The sequence below is a fragment of the Modestobacter sp. KNN46-3 genome (assembly GCF_011039295.1).
Genome location: NZ_JAAKGN010000213.1, coordinates 1 through 6336, shown reverse-complemented (window position 1 = coordinate 6336; position 6336 = coordinate 1). Strand labels below are relative to the sequence as shown.

Below are 6336 nucleotides of genomic sequence, written 5' to 3'. Positions count from 1 at the left end.
CGGCCGGTGCCTGGTCGGTGCCCGCACCGCAGGCCAGCAGCCCGCCGCAGGCCTGGGCCTCGGCGGCCGACCGGCGGATCAGCTCGGCGGTGGTGCTCCAGGGCATGCCCATGCCGCGCTGGGCGGTGTCCATCGCGTCGGCGACACCCAGGCCGTAGGACCACAGGTGCCGGCGGAAGGCGAGCGTCGCCTCCCAGTCGACGTCCACCGGCGCACCGGGGGTGTTGTCGCCGAACGGGTCGGCCACCACGTGCGCCGCGGCGTAGGCGGTGCGGCTGGTCAGCGGGCCGTCGGGGCGGGTGAAGGCGCCGGGCTCGCCGAGCCGGTGCTCGGCGACCGTGCCGTCGGACCGGGGCAGCCGGACGGTCGGGCCGCTCACACCGTCACCTCGGGGATCTCGATCCGGCGGCCCTCGGCCGAGGACTGCAGGCCCAGCTCGGCCACCTGCACGCCGCGGGCACCGGCGAGGAAGTCGTAGGCGTGCGGGGCGTCCTCGAGCACGTGGCGGAGGAACTGCTCCCACTGCGCCCGGAAGCCGTTGTCCAGGTCGGCGTTGTCCGGCACGACCTGCCACTGGTCCCGGAACCGCTCGGTGACCGGCAGGTCGGGGTTCCAGACCGGCTTCGGGGTGGTGGCCCGGTGCTGGATCTTGCACTCGCGCAGCCCGGCGACGGCGCTGCCCTCGGTGCCGTCGACCTGGAACTCGACCAGCTCGTCGCGGTAGACCCGCACCGCCCAGGAGGAGTTGATCTGCGCGATCACGCCGCCGGGCAGCTCGAAGATGCCGTAGGCGGCGTCGTCGGCGGTGGCCGGGTAGGGCTGCCCGTGCTCGTCGATCCTGGTGGGGATGTGGGTGACCGCCTTGGCGGTGACCGCCTCCGGCCGGCCGAAGAGGTTCTCCAGCACGTAGGACCAGTGGCAGAACATGTCGACGACGATGCCGCCGCCGTCCTCCTTGCGGTAGTTCCAGCTCGGCCGCTGGGCCTCCTGCCAGTCGCCCTCGAACACCCAGTAGCCGAACTCGCCGCGCACCGACAGGATCTGGCCGAAGAAGCCGCCGTCGATCAGCCGCTTCAGCTTGACCAGGCCGGGCAGGTAGAGCTTGTCGTGGACGACGCCGTTCTTGACCCCGGCCTCGGCGGCGAGCCGGGCCAGCTCCAGGGCGCCCTCGAGGGACTCCGCGGTCGGCTTCTCGGTGTAGATGTGCTTGCCGGCGGCGATCGCGGCCTTGATCGACTTCTCTCGCGCCTGGGTGACCTGGGCGTCGAAGTAGATCGGTGCGGAGTCGTCCCGCAGCGCCTCGTCCAGGTCCGTCGTCCACCGCTCGATGCCGTGCTGGGCGGCGAGGTCGGCCAGCTTGCGCTCGTTGCGACCCACCAGGATCGGCTCGGGCACGACCCGGCGGCCGTCGGCGAGCTGCAGCCCACCGGCGTCCCGGATGGCGAGGATGGACCGGACCAGGTGCTGGCGGTAGCCCATCCGGCCGGTGACGCCGTTCATGATGATGCCGATCGAGCTGTCCACGGTGCTTGCCTCCGAAGCGGGTGAGGGGGTCATCGGGTGCTCCCGGCGGGAGCGGCTGCGGCCTCGGGCCGCAGCGGGATGCCGAAGTCGGCCAGGTGCACGACCTGGCCGGTGGTGAGGGACTGGTTGGCGGCCGCGCCGACGAGCACGCTGCGGACGCCGTCGAGCCAGCCGGCCGCCTGGCCCAGCGGGTCCGACCGGGTGCCGGGGCGGAACAGGTCGTCCAGCAGCAGGGCGTCGCCACCGCCGTGCGCGCCGGGCCCCTCGGGGACCTCGATCCGCTGGGCTGTCTCCCAGCGGCGCTGCAGCACCAGCTCGGTGCCCTCGCTCCGGGCACCGGAGGCCGCCTCGACCTCCTCCGGCGTGGCGCTCGGGTCGACGGCGACGCCGAACCCGCCGATGACGTCGTCCGCGGCGACGACCGCGGCCCGCTCGACCACCGACAGCTCGATCCGGCCCTCGGTGCCGTTGATGCTCACCCGGTAGCCCTCCCAGGGGCCGTGGGCGTTGAGCGAGTAGCTGAGCACCGGGCCGTCGGCGTAGCGCAGCAGCAGCGCCATGTTGTCCTCGATGGTGATGCCCGGGGAGAACACGTCCTGGTCGCGGATGTAGCCGTCCTCGGCCTCCGCCTCCAGGTAGAGCTGACGCAGCCGCTCGTTGCCGGCCAGGTCGAGCGCGAACGGGTCACGGCCGGCGTCCGGGGCGCCGTGGCTGCGGGCCGGGCGCTCCCCCAGGCCCCGCTCCTTCGCGTTGGCGTCGCCGTAGAAGCGCAGGTCGCCGAGGGCGAAGACGGTCTCCGGCACCGCGCCGACCCACCAGTTGACCAGGTCGAAGTGGTGCGTGGCCTTGTGCACGAACAGGCCGCCGGACAGCGACTTGTCCCGGTGCCAGCGCCGGAAGTAGTCGGCGCCGTGGACGGAGTCCAGCACCCACTCGAAGTGCACGGAGGTGACCGCGCCGATGGCGCCCTCGGCGACGAGCCGGCGGACGGCGGCGTTCCGCGGCGAGTAGCGGTAGTTGAAGGTGACGACCAGGTCGCGGCCGGTCTCGTCGACGGCGTCGACGATGGTGCGGCAGCCTGCCGCGTCGGTGGTCAGCGGCTTCTCGGTGATCACGTCGCGGCCGGCGCGCAGCGCGCGGGAGATGTACTCGGCGTGGGTGAAGTCGACGCTCGCGACGATGACGACGTCGGGCTGCTCCCGGTCGAGCATCGTGTCGAAGTCCTCGGGCCCGTAGGCCGGCAGCGGCGCCGCGCCGGGGTGGGCTGCGGCGAACTGGCGCTGGTAGTAGGCCATCCGCGTGCTGTTGGGGTCGCAGAGGGCGACGAGCCGGCCGACGTCGGCGTGGCTGCCCAGCAGCGCCGCGACGTACATCTCGGCGCGGTGGCCGGTGCCGACGATCGCGTAGCGACGCGGCTCCGGGGGCGCGGACGAGGCTGTGGTGGTCACGTCTCCCTCTCGGTGGTGGGGCGGGTGGCGCAGGGAGGGGTGCCAGGGGGCGGCCGGTGACCGGCCGCCCCCTGGCCGCCGATCAGGCGATCGCCGACTCGACCTCGGTCATGAACCGCTCGGCGGCGTCCTCCACCGAGATCTGGTCGAACAGGATCTGCTCGGTGTAGCGCTGCAGGATCGCCTGCACCTCACCGGCGCCCTGCGGGGGCAGCGCCGGCGGGTCCTGCAGGTCGGGGGTGATCTCCTCGACGAAGGACACGGCGGCCTGGCCGGCCGGGTCCAGCGTCGGGGCGATCTGGTCACGCAGCTCGGTGTTCACCGGCAGGCCGCGGTCGGCCTTGATGATCTCCACCGCGTCCTCGGAGTTGATCAGCCAGTCGACGAGCATCGCGGCCTCCTGCGGGCTCTCGCAGCTGCTGCTGACCGCCCAGAACATGGCCGGCTTCAGGTACATGCCGGTCTCGCCGTCCCCCTCCTCGGTGGGGAACCGCATGAACTGCAGCTCGGTGCCGGCCCCTGCGGTCAGGGCGGGCAGCTCGTTGGTCCACCAGAACCCCGAGGCACCCCGGCCGGTGGCGACCAGCGCCTGGTCGACACCGCCGTTGAAGACCTCGACGGTGGTGGACGGCGGCGGCTCGGCGCCGGTCTCGGACGCCTGCTTCTCGATGTTCCACCACTCGGCCAGGGTCTCCTGGGTGAAGCCGATCTCGCCGTTCTCGTCGAACAGCGCCTCGCCCTGTTCCCGGGCGTAGACCTCGAAGTTGGTGTCGCCACCGTTGAGGCCCATCGCCTGCATGCCGTACACCTGCCCGCCGGTCGCCTCGGTGACCTGGGCGGCGGTCTCGACCATCTCGTCCCACGTCCAGGACGAGTCGTCGGGCAGTTCGACGCCGGCGGCGGCGTAGGCCTGCGGGTCGACGACCAGGGAGAAGGCGTTGACGCCGGTCGGGATCGCGTAGGTGGCGTCCTCGACCATGCCCGTCTCGGCGACGTTCTCGTCGAGGTTGCTGGTGTCGATGGTGCCGTCCTCGATGTACGGCGTCAGGTCCAGCAGCGCGTTGCGGTCGGCGTACTCCCGCACGTAGCGGGTGTCCTGCTGCATGACGCACGGCGCCTGGCCACCGGCGGTGCCCGTGGCGAGCCGGTCCCAGTAGTCGGCGAAGCCGGTGAAGTCGCCCTCGATCGTGACGCCCTCGTTCTGCGACTCGTAGAGGTCGATCAGCTGCTGGGTGGCCGCGTGCCGGGTGTCACTGCCCCACCACGACATCCGCATGCTGACCGGGCCGTCCTCTCGGGTGGTGCCGCCGTCGGCAGCCGCACCACCGCCTCCGCCGCCGCTGTCGCCGCCGCAGGCAGCGGTGGTGAGCAGCAGCCCGAGGACGCCGCCGGTCACGCCGAGGCGGGTGGGCCAGGGCGCACGCGCCCAATTCGTCCGGTTCGTGTGCACGTTCCTTACCTCCTTGTAAGTGCTGCGTGAATGGGTGCGGCGTGAACGGGTGCCGCGTGAGCCGTGGGGTGGTGTCACTTGAGCCCCGTGGTGGCGATGCCTCGGACGAGATAGCGCTGGCCCGCGAGGAAGAAGCCGAAGACCGGCGCCAGGGCGACGATCGACATGGCGAAGACAGGACCCCACGGCGTCTGGCTCGTCGCGTCGACGAACGTCCGCAGGGCGACCGGGACGGTGTACATCTCCGGGTCGGTCAGGAAGATCAGCTGGCTGAAGAAGTCGTTCCAGGTCCAGATGAAGGTGAAGATGGCCGTGGTGGCCAGGGCCGGCACCGACAGCGGGATCACGATCCGCCAGAAGATCGCGAAGTGCCCACAGCCGTCGATCCGGGCGGCCTCGTCCAGTTCGGTCGGGATGCCCCGGATGAACTGCACCATCAGGAAGATGAAGAAGCCGTCGGTGGCCAGCAGCTTCGGCACGATCAACGGCCAGTACGTGTTGATCCACTCGAGCTCGGAGAACAGGATGTACTGCGGCACGATCACCACGTGGATCGGCAGCATCATCGTCCCGAGCATCACCGCGAACCAGAACTTCTTGAACTTGAAGTCCAGCCGCGCGAATGCGTAGGCCGCCAGGGAGCAGGCCAGCAGGTTGCCGATGATGGAACCGACGACGATGACGAGCGAGTTCCAGATGTAGTGGCCGAAGTCCCGCGGCAGCGCGGTCCAGCCGTCGGGGTAGTTCTGCCCGGTGACGCGCTCCGGGATCAGCCCGGTCTGGCTGAAGATGTCCTCGGTGAACTTGAACGAGCTCGAGAGCATCCACAGCAGCGGATAGAGCATGAGCAGCGCACCGAGGATGAGCACGATGTGCGCCAGCCAGCGCGGCCGCTGCTTCTTCTTGCGGTCGGGGAGCTTCTCCGTGGCAGCCACAGGGGGGCCACGGTCAGGTCAGTCGCCATAGAACACCCAGTACTTCGATGCGAAGAAGTTGATCGCGGTCAGGCCACCGACGATGAGCAGGAGGAACCAGGCCAGCGCCGAGGCGTAGCCCATGTCGAAGTTGCCGAAGCCGCGCTGGTAGAGGTAGAGCGTGTAGAAGAGCGTGGAGTCGGCCGGACCACCGGTGCCGCCGCTCACGATGAACGCCTGCGTGAACGTCTGGAACGCGTTGATCGTCTGCAGCACGAGGTTGAAGAAGATGATCGGCGAGAGCAGCGGCAGGGTGACCTGCAGGAACTGCCGGACCTTCCCCGCGCCGTCCAGGGACGCCGCCTCGTAGTACATGGTCGGGATCTGCCGCAGCCCGGCCAGGAAGATGACCATCGGGGCACCGAAGGTCCAGACGTTCAGGATGATCAGCGTGCCGAGGGCGTAGTCGGGGTCGGAGACCCAGCCGGGCGGGTTCTCGAACCCCACGAACCGGAGCACCTGGTTGAGCAGCCCGTCGGAGCCGAAGATCTGCCGCCACAGGATGGCGATCGCGACGCTGCCGCCGATCAGCGACGGCAGGTAGTAGATCGACCGGTAGAGCGCCAGGCCGCGCAGGCCCCGGTCGAGGATCATCGCCAGGAACAGTGCGAACGCCAGCTGGATCGGCACCGAGACGGCGACGTAGATGAACGTGACCTTCAGCGACTGGTAGAAGCGCGGGTCGTCGAACATCCGCTCGAAGTTGGCCAGCCCGATCCACTCCGGCGCACCGATGAGGCTGTAGTCGGTGAAGGACAGGTAGGCCGATGCAGCGATCGGCCCGGCGGTGATGAACAGCAGGCCGGCGAACCACGGAGCGAGGAACAGGTACGGCGTGAGCCGAGCCGTCCACCACTTCCGCCCACGGGGCGCAGCACGACCCGTGGCTCCGGGAGCCTCGTCGTGCGAGCGTTCGCGCGACGGCACGTCGAGCGTTGAC

General features: G+C 70.4%; 6 protein-coding genes. All 6 read right to left on the bottom strand.

Features of this window, described 5'->3' with window-relative positions; translation table 11 throughout:
- Positions 1-379: DUF993 family protein (locus tag G5C62_RS24760; protein WP_164703103.1), on the bottom strand; the 379-nt coding region annotated here is incomplete at its 3' end.
- The gene (locus G5C62_RS24755) at positions 376-1524 is read right to left on the bottom strand and encodes a Gfo/Idh/MocA family protein (protein ID WP_231557990.1); all 1149 of its coding nucleotides are present in this window, start codon (positions 1522-1524) and stop codon (positions 376-378) included. The genes G5C62_RS24755 and G5C62_RS24760, both read right to left, overlap by 4 nt.
- Positions 1525-1553: 29 nt before the next feature.
- Positions 1554-2972, bottom strand: a complete 1419-nt coding sequence (locus G5C62_RS24750; RefSeq protein WP_206330848.1) for a Gfo/Idh/MocA family oxidoreductase — start codon at positions 2970-2972, stop codon at positions 1554-1556.
- A gap of 82 nt (positions 2973-3054) precedes the next feature.
- The gene (locus G5C62_RS24745; protein ID WP_063124213.1) at positions 3055-4368 is read right to left on the bottom strand and encodes an ABC transporter substrate-binding protein; all 1314 of its coding nucleotides are present in this window, start codon (positions 4366-4368) and stop codon (positions 3055-3057) included.
- A 128-nt stretch (positions 4369-4496) separates the two neighbouring features.
- Positions 4497-5357: a carbohydrate ABC transporter permease gene (locus G5C62_RS24740; RefSeq protein WP_241176118.1), complete on the bottom strand. Its 861-nt coding sequence runs from the start codon at positions 5355-5357 to the stop codon at positions 4497-4499.
- Between the two features lie 18 nt (positions 5358-5375).
- Positions 5376-6336 (bottom strand): carbohydrate ABC transporter permease (locus G5C62_RS24735; protein WP_206330847.1); only part of this gene is annotated, 961 nt, incomplete at its 5' end.